Origin of the sequence: Salmonella sp. 32031103-2018-00083-FB-01-SM-01, assembly GCF_017571995.1 — a bacterium.
Classification (GTDB): domain Bacteria; phylum Pseudomonadota; class Gammaproteobacteria; order Enterobacterales; family Enterobacteriaceae; genus Salmonella; species Salmonella enterica.
The window spans coordinates 1-16,286 of the sequence record NZ_JAGEQL010000007.1 but is presented as its reverse complement, the minus strand read 5'-3'; the positions used below and the strand labels follow the sequence as shown (position 1 = coordinate 16,286).

The following is a 16,286-nucleotide window of genomic DNA, read 5'->3' as shown; positions in this document are numbered from 1 at the left end:
TCTGAGAACTGTATATTATGCGGCGGATTTTTTGGGCAAAATTCATGGAGGCGTTGTGTCGCAGGACAACAATTATAGCCAGGGCCCCGTCCCTCTGGCGGCGCGGAAGGGCGTGATTCCACTGACGTTTGTCATGTTGGGTTTAACGTTTTTTTCCGCCAGTATGTGGACCGGAGGGACACTCGGCACCGGTCTTACCTATCACGATTTCTTCCTCGCAGTTCTCTTCGGTAATCTCCTCCTCGGTATCTACACTGCATTTCTTGGTTACATCGGCGCAAAAACCGGACTCTCCACCCACCTCCTTGCACGTTACTCCTTTGGCGTTAAAGGCTCATGGCTTCCCTCCTTGCTGCTTGGCGGCACACAGGTAGGCTGGTTTGGCGTTGGCGTAGCGATGTTCGCTATTCCGGTCAGTAAAGCGACGGGCATTGATGCCAATATTCTGATTGCCGTTTCGGGTCTGCTGATGACCCTGACCATTTTTTTCGGCATCTCGGCGTTGACCATTTTGTCTATCATTGCCGTACCCGCGATCGTGATTCTGGGCAGCTACTCCGTCTGGCTGGCGGTCAGCGGCGTGGGTGGGCTGGAGCATTTAAAAACGATAGTGCCGCAGACGCCGCTGGATTTTTCCAGCGCGCTGGCGCTGGTGGTGGGCTCGTTTGTCAGCGCCGGTACATTAACCGCCGACTTCGTCCGCTTCGGGCGTCATGCCAAAAGCGCCGTACTGATTGCGATGGTCGCTTTTTTCCTCGGCAACTCGCTGATGTTTATCTTTGGCGCGGCAGGCGCTGCCGCCGTCGGTCAGGCGGATATCTCTGACGTGATGATAGCGCAGGGGCTGCTGCTGCCCGCGATTGTGGTGCTCGGCCTGAATATCTGGACTACCAACGATAACGCGCTGTACGCATCGGGTCTGGGCTTCGCCAATATTACCGGTCTTTCCAGCCGCACGCTGTCGGTGGTGAACGGGATTATCGGTACCGTGTGCGCGCTGTGGCTTTATAATAATTTTGTCGGCTGGCTGACGTTCCTGTCATCTGCCATCCCACCGATTGGCGGAGTGATTATTGCCGACTATCTGTTGAACCGCCGCCGCTATGCTGACTTCAACACCGTGCGCTTTATTCCCGTTAACTGGATTGCTATTCTTTCCGTCGCGCTGGGCATCGCCGCCGGACATTATGTTCCTGGTATTGTGCCCGTCAACGCCGTACTCGGCGGCGTCTTCAGCTATATCCTGCTGAATCCACTTTTCAACCGCAGCCTTGCTAAATCACCAGAGGTCAGCCATGCAGAACAATAACATCACCATTCGTCAGGCGCGTCTGCAGGGACACGAAGGATTATGGCAGATTACGATTGAAAACGGGCGCTTTAGCCGGATTGAGCCTCAAGAAGCCGCATCGTTACCGCAGGGCGAAGTGCTTGATGCCGAAGGCGGTCTGGCTATTCCACCGTTTGTTGAGCCACATATCCACCTGGATACCACGCAAACGGCGGGTGAACCGAGCTGGAACCAGTCCGGCACACTGTTTGAAGGGATTGAGCGCTGGGCAGAACGTAAAGCAATGCTCACGCATGAAGATGTGAAAGCGCGCGCGATGCAGACCCTGAAATGGCAGATGGCTAACGGCATCCAGTACGTTCGTACTCACGTTGACGTTTCAGATCCTACGCTCACCGCGCTGAAAGCCATGCTGGAAGTGAAGCAAGAGGTTGCGCCGTGGGTAGACCTGCAAATTGTCGCCTTTCCGCAAGAAGGTATTCTGTCTTATCCCAACGGTGAAGCGCTGTTAGAGGAAGCCGTGCGTTTGGGCGCTGACGTTATTGGCGCCATTCCGCACTTTGAGTTCACGCGGGAATATGGCGTTGAATCGCTGCACAAAACCTTCGCCCTGGCGCAGAAATACGATCGCTTGATCGATGTGCACTGCGACGAAATTGATGACGAGCAGTCTCGCTTTGTCGAAACGGTCGCGGCGCTGGCGCATCGTGATGGCATGGGGTCGCGCGTGACCGCCAGCCACACCACGGCTATGCACTCGTACAACGGCGCGTATGCGTCACGCCTGTTCCGCCTGTTGAAAATGTCGGGGATTAACTTCGTCGCCAACCCGCTGGTGAATATTCATCTGCAAGGGCGGTTTGATACTTACCCGAAACGTCGTGGCGTCACGCGAGTGAAAGAGATGCTGGAAGCGGGGATCAACGTCTGCTTTGGCCATGATGACGTCTTCGATCCGTGGTATCCATTAGGCACGGCAAATATGCTGCAGGTGCTGCATATGGGGTTACACGTTTGCCAGTTGATGGGGTATGGGCAAATCAACGATGGGTTAAATCTGATCACTACCCACAGCGCAAAAACCCTGCATTTACAGGACTACAGTCTGAGCGTCGGCAATGCCGCGAATCTGGTTATCTTACCCGCTGAGAATGGATTCGATGCGGTACGTCGCCAGACGCCTGCCCGTTACTCGATTCGCCACGGGCGGGTAATTGCCGAGACGGTGCCGAGCCAGACGACGCTGCACCTGCCCCAGCCGGAAGCCGTGACGTTTAAGCGTTAACCCGTCATACCCGCGCTCTCCGGCACATTCACCACGCAGCCCGTAAGGGGCTGCGTTCGGAAGACTGCTCCGGCAAGAGATTCAGGCCGCCAGCAGACTGGCGCGTACTTTCACTACCACTTTCTTGATGTCATCCGGCTCACCCACTGCACATCCCGGTTTATGCGGTTCTCCCGGCATAAACACAGCAAACATCCCCGCTTGCAGCGTAATAGTCTGCTCGTCGACAATTTGACTACAAAGCTGGTAATCCTCTTCAACGTGCATCTCCTCGCACTGGCGAGCGGCACCGGACATCCCAAACGCAATACGCTCGACGCCGGTTAGTAGTAGCTGAATATCAATGTATTGTTCATGCAATTCCGCTTTCTTCTCGGCCGGCATTTGCGTCGTTAACTGCATTACATTCATAAAGATATTGTCGCCCTGCAATTCATAGCGCCCCGGCGCTTTCTCCTGCGGCCTTGCCGCCAGCGCGAGAGTCAAGGCATCCAGCAGTCGCGGATGCAACCCGCAAGAAGGCAACGACTGTACTTCCCCCATCATCATAATGTGTCTCCTTGAGCTAACAAAGCAGCGCCTAATAATCCTGCGTCATGCCGATAGCGAGCGGCGCTCAGCGCCACGTGATAAGGCGCAGGCTCTTGCATCAAAAAAGCGCGAACCTGCTCCAGGTATCCCTCAGCTAACCCTACGCTGCCGCCAATGACCACACACTGGCAGTCGGTAATCGCTTTCACATCGGCGATCATTCGCGCTATTACCTGCGCGGATTGGCTTACCAGATGTCGCGCCTGCTGATGACCTTCGCCAGCGCGAATAAATAGGGTTTTGGCGTCGCATCCCGCCAGATCGTCCCGCGCCGCCGCGGCCATCCCTCGTCCGGAGGCGATGGCCTCTACGCAGCCAACGCGTCCACAACCGCATACGGGCCCGTGTGGGTCCGCCAGGGTGTGTCCCAGGTGCCCGGCCAGACCGCCTTTTCCGGTAAGGAGCTTGCCGTCGCAGACAACGCCGCCGCCAACGCCGGTTGAAACGGTGATAAATACCATATCGCGGATATCATCAGGGAGCGCGTGATACTCCGCCCAGGCCGCCGCCTGCGCGTCGTTCACCGCCAGCGTCGGCAGGCCAGCGATCGTTTCCAGTGTTTGTACTAACGGAAAGTGTAGCAAGCCACCCAGATTATGGGGGTTTAGCGCCAGCAGCATCCCTTCCTGAATGATCCCGGTAGAAGCTATCGCTACCTGACGCGCCTCTGCCCGTAGTGGTTCAACCAGCGCCTTTAATGCTTCACGTAACGCATCCGGCGTTTTGCTCGCGGGGGTCGGTAGCTCGCGACGCTGGCTAATGCGCAAGTTTTTGTCGATGAGCGCGGCGGCAAGTTTAGTACCGCCAATATCGATTGCTAACGTAGTCATGACGCCGCCTTTTTTAATGCGTCGTTATACCATCCACAGATATGTTCCAGACGGGTAATGGCGGACCCCACCGTCACCGCCCATGCGCCATAGCGGATCGCCTCCGCCGCCAGTGCTGGCGAGTTATAGCGCCCTTCGGCTATTACCCGGCATCCGGCGTCATGCAACGCTTTGACTAAGGGCAGATCGGGTTCCTCCGGCGTATCGGGGGTGGTGTAGCCGGACATTGTCGTGCCGATAATGTCCGCGCCCAACCGTTGGCAGGCGAGACCATCGTCCACGGATGAGCAGTCGGCCATCGCCAGTAGATGGTGGTGATGAATGCGCGCCAACAACGCCTCAACGGCTACCGGCCGTTGCCGAGCGGTTCCATCAACGGCGATAATAGCTGCGCCAGCCTGCGCCAGCGCATCTACATCGTCGAGAAAAGGGGTAATGCGCACTGGAGAGTCGTCCAGATCGCGTTTGATAATGCCGATAATGGGTACCGAAACGAGCGAGCGGGCCACGCGCAGGTTGTCTATGCCTTCAATACGCACCGCAACCGCGCCCGCCTGTTCCGCCGCCAACGCCATTGCCGCTACAATCTCCGGCTTATCCAGCGGACTGCCCGGAACGGGCTGGCAGGAGACAATCAGGCCGCCAGAAGCGGCAATATTTTTATCCAGTTGTTCAAGTAACGACATACTACTCCCTTACAAATATTGCCCGGTTTAAAACCGGGCAAGCGGATTAACTTTTCGTTTTTACAAAGGCACCTTTACCACTGCCAAGCGGTACGGCTCCGCTGAACGGTTTGTCGTCGATAGCATCATGGGTGCGTAACGCTTCCGGACGTAGCCAACGCTGTACGCGAGACGGCATATCAAGCCCAATAAGCAGGATCACGACAAACGTCAGGCTGAAAGAGAGCGATGCCAGCGCAGTGCCCAGATCCAGACGTTGAGCGATCAGCGCTCCCAGGATCGGCGCCAGCGCGCCGCCGAGCGCGCCGACGTTATAAGTAAAGCCCAGCCCCGCCGCGCGCTGATCGGTATCGAAGTAACCGCCGATCAGTTTCGGCAGAATCCCGGCAATCCCCTGCCCCAACATCTGTTGGAAAAACAGTAGCAGACCCAGAACCCAGACGTTTGTGCCGCCAATCGCAAAGACCGGAATAATGAGGATTTGCGAGGCCAGCAGGCTACAGACATAGGCTTTACGCGTTCCCAGCCAGTCGCCAAGAAAACCGCCCACGCAGCAACCAACCGCCGCGCCAAATCCGCTAAAGAACAGGACATTCGCCACCGTATGCGGATCGTAGGCCAGCTCGGTTTTCAGATAAGTGGGTAATAGCGCCTGAATCGGCCAGGAATAGAGGAAAGCAAACAGTACCACCAGCATCAGCATGACGCCAGTGGGCCAGCGTTTACCGCTGCTCTGCACCATAAAGCTGATAAAGATAACCGCGCACAGTAGTCCCAGCCCCGCCACAATCGCAGCATTTTGTAGGTTACCGGCAAAACAGAACCACAGCGCAGCGGCGGCGGCGAAGGTCATTAAAATGTTGATGATGCGATGTTCGCCCCGATAAAGAATGTCAACCATCGTGCGTACCGGCGCTTTACCCGCGTGTTTCTCTTTCCAGTCTTCCGCTTCTGGAATATTTTTCCGCAGCCAGAGGGCGAAGATAATTGGCAAGATGCCAATGAAAAACAGCGCGCGCCAGCCCCAGACAGGCACCACCAGGCTGTACACCTGCGCGGCAACGACCGCGCCGACGGAGAAGCCGGAAATCAGAAAACCGCTGGCTTTATTGCGTAAATGTTTTGGCCAGCTTTCAATCACATAGGTCGCGCTGGAACCATATTCGCCCGCCATGCCCATACCAATCACCAGTCGGGCGATGAACATGGTGGTGTAACCGGGCGCAAACCCGCATGCCAGGGTTCCCACCGAAAACAGAATGATGCTGCTGACCATCGCCAGACGACGCCCATAGCGATCGCCCATCGCGCCCAGTAATAACCCGCCGAACCAGCGAGAGATAAAAGCCGCAGAAATCAGGCTTGCCGCCTGTACCGTCGTCAGCCCAAATTCGCTTTGTACCTCAGTCAGTACAAGAGCAATCAACACAAAATCAAAACCATCAAGCAGATATCCCAGCCAGGCAGCGGAAAATGCCCGCCACTGCGCCCGGTTGAGATGGCGATACCACGGGATGTTCTGGGTAGAAGTACTCATTTTACTCTCCCGACGATTTTTGTTGTCGTTATGCCGAATGGCGGCTCCGCCTTATCCGGCCTACCGCTCACACTGTTGTAGGCCGGGCAAGCGTAGCGCCCCCGGCATTATGCTGTTACGCCTTTTCTTCCATCAGTTGTTGCGCCAGCGCCTTGAGCGCCGGCAGGTATTTTTCATCAACAGGCGCAAACGGTTTACGACACAGCGGCACCGATAGCACGTCCATATAATGCAGGACCGTTTTCAGGCCGCGGAATACGCCGGTTTTAATCAGTAAATCAATAACCTTATTGCACTCGGTTTGCAGACGCTGCGCTTTCGCCACATCGCCCTCACGTAATGCCTGCACAATCCCCTGATAACGCCAGCCCATAATGTTGTATGTGCTGCCGATACCGCCGTCCGCGCCCGCCAGCAGGCCGGAAGCGAAGATTTCGTCATAACCGTTGTACAGCACCAGATCCGGATGTGCGCGGCGGATCTGCTCCATCTGGAAGAGATCGCCGGAGGTTTGCTTCAGCGCGCTCACGCCCGGTAATGTCACCAGCGTATTGATCTGATCGAGGGTAAGTTTTACGCCGCTTAACGCCGGAATGTTGTATACCACCATCGGCAATCCATCTGCGGAATCAATGATTGCCCGATAATGGTCACAGTGCTCTTCAAAACTGAAAGGGTAATAAAAAGGCGTCACCGCAGAGACCGCATCAAAACCGTAACGCTTTGCGGCGCTGGCAAGCTGCTGGCTTTCTGCGGTGCTTACCGTCCCGACATGGGCGATCAACGTGATTTTTCCCTTCGCCTCTTCGGCGACAATCTCCAGTACCTGCTCTCTTTCAGCAAGGCTCTGTACGAATGCTTCCCCGGTGGAACCGCCAACGTACAGCCCATCGATACCCTGCCCGATGTTAAAACGCACCAGACGGCGCAGGCTTTCGCTATCCAGTTGCTGCTGATGATCAAATGGGGTCAACAACGCCGCCATTACGCCTTGCAATGCTTTTGCCATACCTACCTCTACGGATGATGAATATATTAACTACCTACCTTTATACCTGTTATACCAGATCAAATAAGCAGCAAATAATACAGAACGCTTATAGTGCGATCTGCTTCACTAAACTGAGATCGGAGGCGCGATCGCTACCGCATTTTTTGACTTTTTTTACCGAGCGCGTGCCAGGTAGCGGAAACGCTATTGAGGTGGGTTTGCAGAGCGCGATCCGCTTTATCGGGATCTCGCTGGCGAATGGCATCAACAATCACAATATGCTGTTGATAACTCACGTTATTATGTTCATGCAGCTCACGATCGGGAACGCTTGGGCGAGCGGCGATTAGCCAGTCCAGCAGAGCAACATGAATAGCCATAAAGATCGGATTGCCGGGAATTTCAGCCAACACCCGGTGAAACTCGACATCCGAACGAATAAACAGCGCGTTGTCATCCAGCGACTGGCTATTAATTTCCAGTGCTTTCGTTAACAACGCGATCTGCTCGTCGGTGGCATGTTCCGCCGCATAGCGTACCAGGCTGGATTCAAAGAAAAGCCGTAGCTGTTCAAAGTGAGCGATGCCGCCAGGATGAGTAAGAAAATCTTTCGCCATACCCGACAGTTCGCTGATGATGGTATCAGCAGAGGGGCGCGAGACGCGGGCGCGTTCACCGTTATTGATTTGCACCAGGCCTTTACGCTTCAGCGCAGCTAACGCTTCACGCACGGAGGGACGTCCTACATTGAAGAAGGCCATTAATTCACGTTCAGACGGTAGCTGTTCTCCCTCGCCAAACTCATGACGGCGGATCATCTGCTCCAGCTCTTCCTCAACCATTTCAGACAGTTTTTTACGCGCCAGCGGGCGGCGGCGCAAACTACGCCCGAGGGATGTCGGTGAATCCTCTGCTTGCGAATCAAATGCGTTCATAACGTCCATTCATGAGTGGTCGGTGGCAAATAATAGCAAGCTTATCGTAACACAGCTTCAAAAGCAGGGTGAACCCGCGAGGAGACCAAACAAAACAGGCCCTTCCGGGCCTGTTGATTATTTTACTACACGCAGCGCCGGACGTCCGCCACGCGGCGGAGGCGGCTCGTCATCAGGGCTACTGTCGTCATCGTGGTCGGGCTTATCGCCATCAATGACGGACATCACGGTCTCGCTTTCCGCGCCTGCGGTATTGTCATCATCATTTAAGCTGACAACGTCTTCATCATAGGCGGCTTCAGGCTCAAACATGGTGCCTGCGCCGTTTTCACGGGCGTAAATCGCCAGCACCGCAGCCAAAGGCACAGAAACCTGACGGGGAACGCCGCCGAAGCGCGCATTAAAACGCACTTCATCATTAGACAGCTCCAGATTACCTACCGCCCGCGGCGCAATATTAAGGACGATTTGCCCATCGCGTGCATATTCCATAGGGACATGCACGCCTGGCAGCATCACATCCACTACCAGATGCGGGGTCAACTGGTTATCCAGCAACCACTCGTAGAAAGCACGCAACAGGTAAGGACGACGCGGCGTCAACTGTGACAAATCCATACAGGTTAACCCCGACCGAGGCGCATTTCACGTTCAGCTTCGGTTAAAGAAGCCAGGAAAGAATCACGTTCAAAGACGCGGGTCATATAGCCTTTCAGCTCTTTCGCCCCTGCGCCGCTGAATTCAATACCCAATTGCGGTAAACGCCACAGGAGAGGCGCCAGGTAGCAATCAACCAGGCTGAATTCGTCGCTCAGGAAATACGGTTTCTGACCAAATACCGGCGCAATCGCCAGCAGCTCTTCACGCAGTTGTTTACGCGCAGAGTCGGCCTCGGAAGCAGACCCGTTTACGATGACGTTCATCAGCGTATACCAGTCTTTTTCAATACGGTGCATGTACAGACGGCTTTCACCGCGCGCGACCGGATAAACCGGCATCAGCGGCGGATGAGGGAAACGCTCATCCAGATATTCCATAATGATGCGAGATTCCCACAGGGTCAGCTCACGATCCACCAGTGTCGGAACGCTTTGATTCGGGTTGAGGTCAATCAGATCCTGAGGTGGATTGTCCTTTTCCACATGTTCGATCTCAAAACTAACACCCTTTTCAGCCAACACAATGCGGACCTGATGGCTATAGATGTCAGTAGGACCAGAAAACAGCGTCATTACCGAACGTTTGTTGGCAGCGACAGCCATGAAAACCTCCAGGTATATTCAGAATTTTTACTGCTACCAGCCACAATGTGACCAGCCAGATGTTATGTCACCCAGGGCGAAAAAAGCCATCATTGCTCAGAAACGAGACAAAAAATGAACATTCCCCGCTATTTGGGCAGAAAATTGGATGATAGTTTACCAGATTTTGTGACCTTTGTGGTGAGTCGATTCTGGAATTGGGGAAAAAGAGACAACAATCCGCATTTCATCGTGACAGATAAATGCATTGCCCATAAAAAAACCCGCCGAAGCGGGTTTTTTCGCTAACAGTTGTCTGCCGAAGCAGAACCCCATTAACGTTTGGAGAACTGCGGACGACGACGTGCTTTACGCAGGCCGACTTTCTTACGTTCAACCTGACGAGCGTCACGAGTAACGAAGCCAGCTTTACGCAGTTCGCCACGCAGGGACTCGTCGTACTCCATCAGAGCGCGGGTGATACCGTGACGGATCGCACCAGCCTGACCAGAGATACCACCACCTTTAACAGTGATGTACAGATCCAGTTTCTCAACCATGTCGACCAGTTCCAGCGGCTGACGAACTACCATGCGGGCAGTTTCACGACCGAAGTACTGTTCCAGAGAACGTTGGTTGATAACGATTTTACCGTTGCCCGGTTTGATGAAAACGCGAGCTGCGGAACTTTTGCGGCGACCAGTGCCGTAGTATTGATTTTCAGCCATTGCCTATAATCCCGATTAGATGTCAAGAACTTGCGGTTGCTGTGCCGCGTGGTTGTGCTCGTTGCCCGCGTAAACTTTCAGTTTACGGAACATAGCACGACCCAGCGGGCCTTTTGGCAGCATGCCTTTAACCGCGATTTCAATCACACGCTCAGGACGGCGGGCAATCATCTCTTCAAAGGTCGCTTGTTTGATACCACCGATGTGGCCGGTGTGGTGATAGTACACTTTGTCAGTACGCTTGTTGCCGGTTACAGCAACTTTGTCAGCGTTCAGAACGATGATGTAATCACCGGTATCTACGTGCGGAGTGTATTCCGCTTTGTGCTTACCGCGCAGGCGACGAGCCAGTTCAGTAGCCAGACGGCCCAGAGTTTTACCGGTCGCGTCAACAACATACCAGTCGCGTTTTACGGTTTCTGGTTTAGCTGTAAAAGTTTTCATTAAAAGCTTACCCAAATAAATAAGTTACACGTTGGTGAACACCCAAACGTTTTAAATAGTTGAGGTTCACACGACAAAGTCCGGTAAACCTACCCCCTCGGATATGTTTGGCCGGCACAGAGAAAGTTTGGGAAAAAACTCTCTTGTAACGTGGGGTCGCAGGATTATAGAGAAGTCCAGGTCAAAGATCGACCCCTTTTTGCGATTTGCCGCGGGTTTTGTTCAGGCCTGGTTCACCCTCGGTCGGGGAGGTTGCACAGATATAATACCGCATAATGCCGGGGCGCTGCGCTTGTCCGGCTTACGGCATATGCTCCCGCTTGAGGTACTCCGCACTCTGCATCTCTTGCAGGCGTGACAGACAGCGCTGAAATTCAAACTTGAGCCGCTCCCCCTGATAAATTTCATATAACGGCGCGGCGGCGCTGACCACCAGCTTAACGTGGCGCTCGTAAAACTCATCCACCAGCGCAATAAAGCGGCGCGCTTCGTTCTCCATCAGCGGCGTCATGACCGGCACGTCAAACAGCAGAACCGTGTGAAATAACCTTGAGAGCGCAATGTAATCATGCTGGCTGCGGGCCTCGACGCACAGCGTAGCGAAAGAGACCGCTAGCGTTTGGTTTTCAACGCCCAGGGTGGATAAAGGGCGATGATTGATTTCCAGCGTCGGAGCGCGCGCGCGCGCGGCCCCTGCTAACGCCAGCCACAGTTTATCCATTTGCCGCCGGGTTTCATCATTAAGCGGCGTTAGCCATAAATGGGCCTGCGTCAGCGTCCGCAGTCGGTAATCGACGCCGGCGTCCACATTCATAATATCGCAGTGCTGTTTAATGGCATCGATAGCCGGCAGGAAGCGGGCGCGTTGCAAACCGTTGCGGTAGAGTTCATCCGGCGGAATATTGGAGGTCGCGACCAGCGTAATGCCGCGTGCAAACAGCGCCTTCATTAAACCGCCCAGCAGCATGGCGTCGGTAATATCGGTGACGAAAAACTCATCGAAACACAGTACGTCCGTCTCGGTTTTAAACCGATCGGCAATAATGTCTAACGGATCGATCTGTCCCTGTAGCGCAGTAAGTTCTTCATGCACGCGCAGCATAAACCGATGAAAATGCAGGCGTAGTTTTCGCTCGCCCGGCAGGCTGTGGTAGAAGAGATCCATGAGCCATGTTTTGCCGCGCCCCACGCCCCCCCACATATACAGCCCGCGAACCGGTATTTGCGCGTCCGGTTCGTTTTTGCCTAATAATTTCCCCAGTCGCGCTATCAGTCCGCCGGGTGGCGTAGCCGACGATTTTTTCGCGGTGAGCGCTTGATAAAGGGTTTCCAGACGGTCGACCGCCTCTTTCTGTACGTCGTCAGGCTGATGGGTGCCTTCGTTGAGTGCCTGGAGATAACGCGATGTAGGGGAAAGGCTTTGCATAATGTTATTGTTATTCCTTGAAAATCGATGTGCCGTCGTTCACGGCTGACGAAAAAAAGGCCGTTCTACACTACGCGATATGCTGCCGGGATTCCACTTCTACGGAATTAGCGGTTATAGTGGCATAATCAGGCGCGGGCATGGAGCCTGGAGCCAACACCCTACGGAAACATAAGACAACGGGAGATGTTCATGACCTGGGAATATGCGCTAATTGGATTAGTCGTCGGTATCATCATTGGTGCCGTGGCCATGCGTTTTGGTAATCGTAAGTTACGTCAACAGCAGGCATTGCAGTACGAACTGGAAAAAAACAAAGCTGAGCTGGAAGAGTACCGTGAAGAGCTGGTTAGCCACTTTGCTCGCAGCGCGGAACTGCTGGATACCATGGCGCATGATTACCGCCAGCTGTATCAGCATATGGCGAAAAGCTCCAGCAGCCTGCTGCCGGAAATGTCTGCGGAGTCGAATCCGTTCCGTAACCGTCTGGCGGAGTCTGAGGCGAGCAACGATCAGGCGCCAGTACAAATGCCACGTGATTATTCTGAAGGCGCGTCTGGCCTGTTACGTAGCGGCGCAAAGCGCGATTAATCGCACGCCGTTAAGAAATTTATCGGGCGCATCGCTTGCGCCCTCTCTCTATCTTTCCTGTCCCAGCTATTATCATTGTTACCAGGCTGAAAATTCAATAACATCAATCTGTTTTGAATTGTCTATCCGTTCATCCAAGGTACGAGAGCAGCATCCATGAAAAAACACACCCAGCTGTTAAGTGCATTAGCGTTAAGTGTCGGGTTAACTCTTTCGGCGCCGTTTCCAGCCCTTGCATCGATACCAGGCCAGGTGCCAGGCCAGGCGACGCTGCCAAGCCTTGCCCCTATGCTGGAGAAAGTGCTGCCTGCTGTCGTCAGCGTAAAAGTCGAGGGAACCGCCGCCCAGAGCCAAAAAGTGCCGGAGGAGTTTAAAAAATTCTTTGGCGAGGATCTGCCAGACCAGCCGTCCCAGCCGTTTGAAGGACTCGGTTCGGGGGTGATTATCGATGCCGCGAAAGGCTATGTATTAACCAATAATCATGTGATTAATCAGGCACAAAAGATCAGCATTCAACTGAATGACGGACGCGAATTCGACGCGAAGCTGATCGGCGGCGACGACCAGAGCGATATCGCTCTGTTACAAATTCAGAATCCCAGCAAGTTAACGCAAATTGCCATCGCCGATTCCGACAAACTCCGCGTCGGCGATTTCGCCGTGGCGGTCGGTAATCCGTTTGGTCTTGGACAAACCGCCACCTCCGGGATTATTTCAGCGCTGGGACGCAGCGGGCTTAATCTGGAAGGGCTTGAGAACTTTATTCAAACCGATGCCTCTATTAACCGCGGCAACTCCGGCGGCGCGCTGCTTAACCTGAACGGCGAGCTGATCGGGATTAATACCGCGATCCTCGCGCCAGGTGGCGGGAGTATTGGCATTGGCTTTGCTATTCCTTCCAATATGGCGCAGACGCTGGCGCAGCAGTTGATTCAGTTCGGCGAAATCAAACGCGGATTGCTGGGAATTAAAGGCACTGAAATGACCGCTGATATCGCTAAGGCATTCAAACTGAACGTTCAGCGTGGCGCTTTTGTCAGCGAGGTTTTACCCAATTCAGGTTCGGCGAAGGCCGGGGTGAAATCCGGAGACGTGATTATCAGTCTTAACGGTAAGCCGCTGAATAGCTTTGCCGAACTGCGTTCACGTATCGCCACCACCGAACCGGGCACGAAAGTGAAGCTGGGCCTGCTGCGCGATGGTAAGCCGCTGGAGGTGGAAGTCACGCTGGATTCCAATACCTCTTCTTCCGCCAGCGCCGAAATGATCGCCCCGGCGTTGCAAGGCGCGACGTTGAGCGACGGCCAGCTGAAAGACGGGACGAAAGGCGTTAAGGTTGATAGCGTCGAAAAAAGCAGTCCTGCCGCGCAGGCCGGTTTGCAAAAAGATGATGTTATCATCGGCGTTAACCGCGATCGTATCAGTTCTATCGCCGAAATGCGCAAAGTGATGGCGGCAAAACCGTCCATCATTGCTCTTCAGGTAGTACGCGGCAACGAGAACATTTATCTATTGCTGCGCTAATCCTGTCTTAAACCGGGCATCAGCCTGCGATGTGATGTCCGGTTAACTCATGGTATGCTGCTGCCGTTCCCTTTTTTAACGACGCCTCCATCATGTTTGTGAAGCTCTTACGTTCGGTCGCAATAGGTTTAATTGTCGGCGCTATTCTGTTGGCCGTCATGCCTTCTTTGCGCAAAATTAATCCTATCGCCGTCCCGCAATTCGACAGTACCGATGAGACGCCAGCCAGTTATAATTTTGCGGTTCGCCGCGCCGCGCCTGCCGTCGTCAATGTCTATAACCGCAGTATGAACAGTACCGCGCATAATCAACTGGAGATCCGCACGCTGGGTTCCGGCGTGATCATGGATCAACGCGGTTATATTATTACCAACAAGCACGTGATTAACGATGCCGATCAGATTATCGTCGCGCTACAGGATGGCCGCGTCTTTGAAGCGCTACTGGTTGGCTCCGATTCGCTTACCGATCTGGCGGTGCTGAAGATCAACGCCACTGGCGGGCTGCCTACCATCCCGATTAATACAAAGCGTACACCGCATATTGGCGACGTCGTACTGGCTATCGGCAACCCATATAATCTGGGACAGACCATCACCCAGGGGATCATCAGCGCAACGGGTCGTATCGGCCTGAACCCGACGGGGCGACAGAATTTTCTCCAGACCGACGCCTCGATTAACCACGGTAATTCCGGCGGCGCGCTGGTCAACTCGTTAGGCGAACTGATGGGGATCAACACCCTCTCTTTTGATAAGAGTAACGATGGCGAAACGCCGGAAGGCCTTGGTTTTGCGATTCCCTTCCAGCTAGCCACGAAAATTATGGATAAGCTTATCCGCGACGGTCGCGTGATTCGCGGCTATATCGGTATTGGCGGACGAGAAATCGCGCCGCTGCACGCGCAGCAGGGTAGCGGCATGGACCCGATTCAGGGCATTGTCGTTAATGAAGTGACGCCAAACGGCCCCGCCGCGCTTGCCGGTATTCAGGTTAATGATTTGATTATTTCGGTCAATAATAAACCCGCTGTGTCCGCACTGGAAACGATGGATCAGGTGGCGGAAATCCGTCCGGGCTCCGTCATTCCGGTCGTGGTAATGCGGGATGATAAGCAGCTCACGTTCCAGGTGACGGTGCAGGAATACCCGGCGTCGAACTAAAACGACGCGGCTTTTGCCCGCGTCGTTCGACGGCTAGTCAATAAAGACTGGCCCTGCCGGAAAATGTGCCAGGAAACTCGTGAAAATCAGCAGAGCGGGGAGACTTTTCTCCCCGACGGCCTCTTCACGCAGCGCCTTATCGAGTGCCAATAAGCCAGACTCGCCTCCTTCCCCCAGAATGCCGCCCATCCAGAGCAGTCGTTGCGCCTGTTGACGCGCATACTGCGATGCGCTTTTCCAGGCAACCAGATGCAGCAACGTTTGTAACAGCAGGATCCGAGACGCGTGACCATCGCGTTGTAATCGCCTGAATACGGGTAATGCAATACTACGTACCGTCGAGAAACCGCTCGCCGCTTCCTCCTCAATCGGCGATAAACCAACAGCCGCCTGTTTGACGAAATCGCATAACTGATTGTGTGTTAATGGCCGCTCGCCTGCGCTCATATACCCTGCGGCAAAACAGAGTAACCCGATACCCTGAGCCCAATCGGTCGATGGCAGAATCCCCTGCGGAACATTCGGTGCCGACGTCTGTGCGGCACAAAGCCCCTCGTCGTAACACTGTGCAAAACGTTGCTCATATATTGCTGAGTTGACGCCAGACCACGGCAGCAAATGCAGCGCTGGCTCAAGCTCAGTTATCTGATTCACCGTCTCAACAACATAATGCAAGATGGTTTCTCTGGATGGCATGGATGTACCTTGCCGAAACGCAACCATTTCACTCATTACTGTGTCCTCATTTTGCGGGAGCAGAATCACTGCTCCCGATTAGATTGGATTACATCGCCAGCACGTACTTGAGCATCACGCCCGCCGCAATCGCCGAACCGATAACACCCGCCACGTTCGGGCCCATCGCGTGCATCAGCAGGAAGTTCTGTGCGTCCGACTCCAGCCCCACCTTGTTCGATACGCGGGCCGCCATCGGCACCGCCGACACCCCCGCCGAACCGATAAGCGGGTTGATTTTGTTCTTACTGCACAGGTTCAGCAGCTTCGCCATCAGCACCCCGGCCG

Annotated in this window: 19 protein-coding genes; 6 read left to right on the top strand and 13 right to left on the bottom strand. The window is 54.4% G+C overall.

Features of this window, described 5'->3' with window-relative positions; genetic code table 11:
- The first annotated feature begins 55 nt into the window (after positions 1-55).
- Complete coding sequence (gene codB / locus J4614_RS18610) at positions 56-1,309, top strand: cytosine permease (RefSeq protein WP_001542969.1); 1,254 nt, start codon at positions 56-58, stop codon at positions 1,307-1,309.
- Positions 1,296-2,576 carry a cytosine deaminase gene (locus J4614_RS18605; protein WP_001180677.1) on the top strand — a complete coding sequence of 427 codons (1,281 nt, stop codon included), beginning with the start codon at positions 1,296-1,298 and terminating at the stop codon, positions 2,574-2,576. Before codB ends, J4614_RS18605 begins: the two co-directional genes overlap by 14 nt.
- 81 nt (positions 2,577-2,657) lie before the next feature.
- Here the strand turns inward: J4614_RS18605 and nanQ are convergent, their stop codons facing one another.
- The 8 genes from nanQ to sspA form a co-directional block, all read right to left on the bottom strand.
- Positions 2,658-3,125 (bottom strand): N-acetylneuraminate anomerase, encoded by a 468-nt coding sequence (gene nanQ, locus J4614_RS18600; protein ID WP_000979901.1) that lies wholly within the window; start codon positions 3,123-3,125, stop codon positions 2,658-2,660.
- A complete protein-coding gene (gene nanK / locus J4614_RS18595) occupies positions 3,122-3,997 on the bottom strand; it encodes an N-acetylmannosamine kinase (RefSeq protein ID WP_000208969.1) in 876 nt (291 codons plus the stop codon). Before nanK ends, nanQ begins: the two co-directional genes overlap by 4 nt.
- Positions 3,994-4,683 carry an N-acetylmannosamine-6-phosphate 2-epimerase gene (locus J4614_RS18590; protein ID WP_000054444.1) on the bottom strand — a complete coding sequence of 230 codons (690 nt, stop codon included), beginning with the start codon at positions 4,681-4,683 and terminating at the stop codon, positions 3,994-3,996. Before J4614_RS18590 ends, nanK begins: the two co-directional genes overlap by 4 nt.
- Positions 4,684-4,729: 46 nt before the next feature.
- Positions 4,730-6,220 (bottom strand): sialic acid transporter NanT, encoded by a 1,491-nt coding sequence (gene nanT, locus J4614_RS18585; RefSeq protein WP_000108071.1) that lies wholly within the window; start codon positions 6,218-6,220, stop codon positions 4,730-4,732.
- A gap of 115 nt (positions 6,221-6,335) precedes the next feature.
- Positions 6,336-7,229, bottom strand: coding sequence for an N-acetylneuraminate lyase (nanA, locus tag J4614_RS18580; RefSeq protein ID WP_001029665.1), 894 nt, complete (start codon positions 7,227-7,229; stop codon positions 6,336-6,338).
- 134 nt (positions 7,230-7,363) lie between these two features.
- Positions 7,364-8,155 (bottom strand): transcriptional regulator NanR, encoded by a 792-nt coding sequence (gene nanR / locus J4614_RS18575; RefSeq protein WP_000382926.1) that lies wholly within the window; start codon positions 8,153-8,155, stop codon positions 7,364-7,366.
- A 108-nt stretch (positions 8,156-8,263) separates the two neighbouring features.
- Positions 8,264-8,764 (bottom strand): ClpXP protease specificity-enhancing factor, encoded by a 501-nt coding sequence (gene sspB, locus J4614_RS18570; RefSeq protein WP_000366112.1) that lies wholly within the window; start codon positions 8,762-8,764, stop codon positions 8,264-8,266.
- A 5-nt stretch (positions 8,765-8,769) separates the two neighbouring features.
- Positions 8,770-9,408 carry a stringent starvation protein SspA gene (sspA, locus tag J4614_RS18565; protein ID WP_000257298.1) on the bottom strand — a complete coding sequence of 213 codons (639 nt, stop codon included), beginning with the start codon at positions 9,406-9,408 and terminating at the stop codon, positions 8,770-8,772.
- A gap of 114 nt (positions 9,409-9,522) precedes the next feature.
- On the opposite strand from sspA, the gene J4614_RS18560 reads away from it, so the two are divergent.
- Positions 9,523-9,696, top strand: a complete 174-nt coding sequence (locus J4614_RS18560) for a hypothetical protein (RefSeq protein ID WP_001518027.1) — start codon at positions 9,523-9,525, stop codon at positions 9,694-9,696.
- A gap of 26 nt (positions 9,697-9,722) precedes the next feature.
- On the opposite strand, the gene rpsI is transcribed toward J4614_RS18560, so the two are convergent.
- The 3 genes from rpsI to zapE all read right to left on the bottom strand — a co-directional run bounded on the left by rpsI (position 9,723) and on the right by zapE (position 11,985).
- Positions 9,723-10,115 carry a 30S ribosomal protein S9 gene (gene rpsI / locus J4614_RS18555; protein WP_000829815.1) on the bottom strand — a complete coding sequence of 131 codons (393 nt, stop codon included), beginning with the start codon at positions 10,113-10,115 and terminating at the stop codon, positions 9,723-9,725.
- A 15-nt stretch (positions 10,116-10,130) separates the two neighbouring features.
- Positions 10,131-10,559, bottom strand: a complete 429-nt coding sequence (rplM, locus tag J4614_RS18550; protein WP_000847559.1) for a 50S ribosomal protein L13 — start codon at positions 10,557-10,559, stop codon at positions 10,131-10,133.
- A 301-nt stretch (positions 10,560-10,860) separates the two neighbouring features.
- Complete coding sequence (zapE, locus tag J4614_RS18545; RefSeq protein ID WP_023212287.1) at positions 10,861-11,985, bottom strand: cell division protein ZapE; 1,125 nt, start codon at positions 11,983-11,985, stop codon at positions 10,861-10,863.
- A gap of 192 nt (positions 11,986-12,177) precedes the next feature.
- On the opposite strand from zapE, the gene zapG reads away from it, so the two are divergent.
- The 3 genes from zapG (at position 12,178) to degS (ending at position 15,263) form a co-directional block, all read left to right on the top strand.
- Positions 12,178-12,576, top strand: a complete 399-nt coding sequence (gene zapG, locus J4614_RS18540; RefSeq protein WP_001519074.1) for a Z-ring associated protein ZapG — start codon at positions 12,178-12,180, stop codon at positions 12,574-12,576.
- 156 nt (positions 12,577-12,732) lie between these two features.
- A complete protein-coding gene (gene degQ, locus J4614_RS18535; RefSeq protein ID WP_000716690.1) occupies positions 12,733-14,100 on the top strand; it encodes a serine endoprotease DegQ in 1,368 nt (455 codons plus the stop codon).
- Between the two features lie 92 nt (positions 14,101-14,192).
- Entirely contained in the window at positions 14,193-15,263 is a 1,071-nt protein-coding gene (gene degS / locus J4614_RS18530) for an outer membrane-stress sensor serine endopeptidase DegS (RefSeq protein ID WP_000497705.1), read from the top strand.
- 33 nt (positions 15,264-15,296) lie between these two features.
- Here the strand turns inward: degS and J4614_RS18525 are convergent, their stop codons facing one another.
- Together J4614_RS18525 and J4614_RS18520 are read right to left on the bottom strand one after the other, a co-directional pair.
- A complete protein-coding gene (locus tag J4614_RS18525; RefSeq protein ID WP_000602024.1) occupies positions 15,297-16,028 on the bottom strand; it encodes a triphosphoribosyl-dephospho-CoA synthase in 732 nt (243 codons plus the stop codon).
- Positions 16,029-16,047: 19 nt separating this feature from the next.
- Positions 16,048-16,286: sodium ion-translocating decarboxylase subunit beta (locus J4614_RS18520; RefSeq protein WP_020979246.1), on the bottom strand; the 239-nt coding region annotated here is incomplete at its 5' end.

Bases quoted from the DNA above. Each gene is read 5' to 3' on its own strand.
- J4614_RS18605 (WP_001180677.1), top strand. From the start codon at position 1,296: ATGCAGAACAATAACATCACCATTCGTCAGGCGCGTCTGCAGGGACAC.
- nanQ (WP_000979901.1), bottom strand. From the start codon at position 3,125: ATGATGATGGGGGAAGTACAGTCGTTGCCTTCTTGCGGGTTGCATCCG.
- nanK (WP_000208969.1), bottom strand. From the start codon at position 3,997: ATGACTACGTTAGCAATCGATATTGGCGGTACTAAACTTGCCGCCGCG.
- J4614_RS18590 (WP_000054444.1), bottom strand. From the start codon at position 4,683: ATGTCGTTACTTGAACAACTGGATAAAAATATTGCCGCTTCTGGCGGC.
- nanT (WP_000108071.1), bottom strand. From the start codon at position 6,220: ATGAGTACTTCTACCCAGAACATCCCGTGGTATCGCCATCTCAACCGG.
- nanA (WP_001029665.1), bottom strand. From the start codon at position 7,229: ATGGCAAAAGCATTGCAAGGCGTAATGGCGGCGTTGTTGACCCCATTT.
- nanR (WP_000382926.1), bottom strand. From the start codon at position 8,155: ATGGACGTTATGAACGCATTTGATTCGCAAGCAGAGGATTCACCGACA.
- sspB (WP_000366112.1), bottom strand. From the start codon at position 8,764: ATGGATTTGTCACAGTTGACGCCGCGTCGTCCTTACCTGTTGCGTGCT.
- sspA (WP_000257298.1), bottom strand. From the start codon at position 9,408: ATGGCTGTCGCTGCCAACAAACGTTCGGTAATGACGCTGTTTTCTGGT.
- J4614_RS18560 (WP_001518027.1), top strand. From the start codon at position 9,523: ATGAACATTCCCCGCTATTTGGGCAGAAAATTGGATGATAGTTTACCA.
- rpsI (WP_000829815.1), bottom strand. From the start codon at position 10,115: ATGGCTGAAAATCAATACTACGGCACTGGTCGCCGCAAAAGTTCCGCA.
- rplM (WP_000847559.1), bottom strand. From the start codon at position 10,559: ATGAAAACTTTTACAGCTAAACCAGAAACCGTAAAACGCGACTGGTAT.
- zapE (WP_023212287.1), bottom strand. From the start codon at position 11,985: ATGCAAAGCCTTTCCCCTACATCGCGTTATCTCCAGGCACTCAACGAA.
- zapG (WP_001519074.1), top strand. From the start codon at position 12,178: ATGACCTGGGAATATGCGCTAATTGGATTAGTCGTCGGTATCATCATT.
- degQ (WP_000716690.1), top strand. From the start codon at position 12,733: ATGAAAAAACACACCCAGCTGTTAAGTGCATTAGCGTTAAGTGTCGGG.
- degS (WP_000497705.1), top strand. From the start codon at position 14,193: ATGTTTGTGAAGCTCTTACGTTCGGTCGCAATAGGTTTAATTGTCGGC.